Here is a 1,976-nt window from a genome sequence, read left to right as displayed (position 1 = left end):
GCCGACCCCGGCGGGCGGTTGCCCACCGCTTCGCGGGGACACCGCCCGCCCGGGGTCAGTTAGTGGACGGGACTGGCGAACACCCACCCGAAGAACCTCGGCCTGGCAAGAGCCACAGGCGCTGGCTGATGGACGCAGTGAAGGCTGAGGGCAGAGCCATAAGCAGCCGGCGTGCGGCCCGGCGCGCGAAGACCGGGTGGCACCTGACCACCAGGTATTGAGTCTGGCTCCGCTACGCTCACCCAATACGGCGCTGACCAGCGGGTATGACCCGGGACAGGGTGTCCCGTCTGAGAAAGGACACCAGAGTGGACGCCCATGGATCGACACCCAAGACTCGACACCCCACCGGCCAGCGAGCCTGGCGAGATCGGCGTGACTCGACAGGCGGTGCACGTCACGCTGGACCGGATACACGGCCCGAGTGTCGACTCCGTACCGAAGCCGTCAGCGAGGAGACGTCCGCAAGCTGAATCGCGCAGTCCAGGTCAGGGCCGAGACGGGAGACTTCGTGGAGCCAGGTTCGGGCGACGAGCAGCCGGTCTGCTGGGGACCACACGGGCGGGCGCGGGATACGGGTTGAGCAGCTCCTGGAAGGCCCGAGTTGTAGTGGACGTCGGGCGCTCATCGATCTCGGCGAGTCGCCGGCGAAGGCGTTCCTGAGTACGGCGAACGGCTTCGGTTCGCCCCAGGGCAGTGTGCTGACGGGCAAGGCGGAGGTGAAGCTGCTCGTTGTAGGGGTCGTGCTCCAGAGAGCGCTCCAACAGACCGAGAGTCTCCTCGGGGTCCACGGCGCTGCTGGCCAATGCTCCAAGAGCGTTGAGAACGGATCGGCGAGTCTCTTCACGCATGGCGACGAGCCACGGGTGATCCATGCCCTCGCACAGCTCCCCGTGGTAGAGCTCGATGACCCGTCGGTGGGCAGCGAGGCGCTCAGTCGGTTCACTCGCAGCGCCGGCAGACCGCACGGCGGCGTGAAAGTCCTCGAGGTCGACCTTGATGAGCGCCGGGTCCAGGCGCCAGAGCCCGCTGCCGTGCAGAAAGACGTTCACGGAGGTCGTGCCCAGTTCGGTCCGCAGGGCGTTGCGCACGCTCTTCTTCGCGGTGTTGAACGCCTCGATGCCGCTGGTGGTTGGGTCCTTCTCCGGCCAGATGGCGTCCAGCACGGCGTCTCTGGCTGAGCCGGAGGGCCGGCTGGCGAGGTAGGCGAGCAGCTCGCCCGAGTAACCGGTCAGACCGCGGGTGATCAGCTGTCCCCTGACGTTGACCGTCAGCGGGCCGAGTAGGCCGACGGTGACGGGGCGAGGCGCGACGGCCGCCCTCGCCGCGTGCTCGGGGTCGACTGCTTCAACAGTCTGCGGGCGAGCAGGCGGGTCCTCCGGTTCCTGGGCTGCGTCAGCTTCACTGGGAACTGCTTCCTCGATATTTCCGGATTCCTCGCGAGCTGCTTCCGATCCTGATTCATGTGAGAGGAATTCGCTGCCATCATCCTCGATTGAGGTGCAATTCTCGATTGGCCGAAGTGACTTCCCGACTGCCACTGAAATCGACGGGCTGATTTCTCCGGGCACTACTGGGCTCGATGATCCTTCTTCGACAGGCGGAGCCTTGGCCGAATGCAGATCATCCTTATCGCGGATGAGGCGCAGAAGGACTTCTGCACTGCTTGTGGGCAAGTGGAAGAAGCGCAGCGGCTCTTCGTCGCGCGCATTGTTCTTGGTGGCGCGGCCGTTGGCGCCGATGTGATAGCTCAGCATGTCGGCCGGCGAGGGCGAAGCGTCGGTGAGAACGATGGCGCCGAGGCCGAGGTGGCGGCCGGCCTGGAGGAGTGCGCGCAGGCGGTGGTGATGGCGCGGCACGTGTCGGGTGAGCAGGATCAATGGCGCCAGCGGCGGCTCGTCGGCACTCGCCGGATCCTCGTGCTGCCGGCGAGTGCGACGCACCAGCTCCTCCTCAAGGTATGCATTCAGAAGGAA

At 66.3% G+C, this 1,976-nt stretch carries 1 protein-coding gene; it reads right to left on the bottom strand.

Features of this window, described 5'->3' with window-relative positions:
• Positions 1-488 precede the first annotated feature (488 nt).
• The coding region (locus C7C46_RS31445; protein ID WP_220040729.1) for an AfsR/SARP family transcriptional regulator at positions 489-1,976 on the bottom strand (1,488 nt) is incomplete at its 5' end.

It is taken from the genome of Streptomyces tateyamensis (assembly GCF_003205575.1).
Classification (GTDB): Bacteria; Actinomycetota; Actinomycetes; order Streptomycetales; family Streptomycetaceae; genus Kitasatospora; species Kitasatospora tateyamensis.
This window is presented reverse-complemented; position numbering and strand designations above follow the sequence as displayed.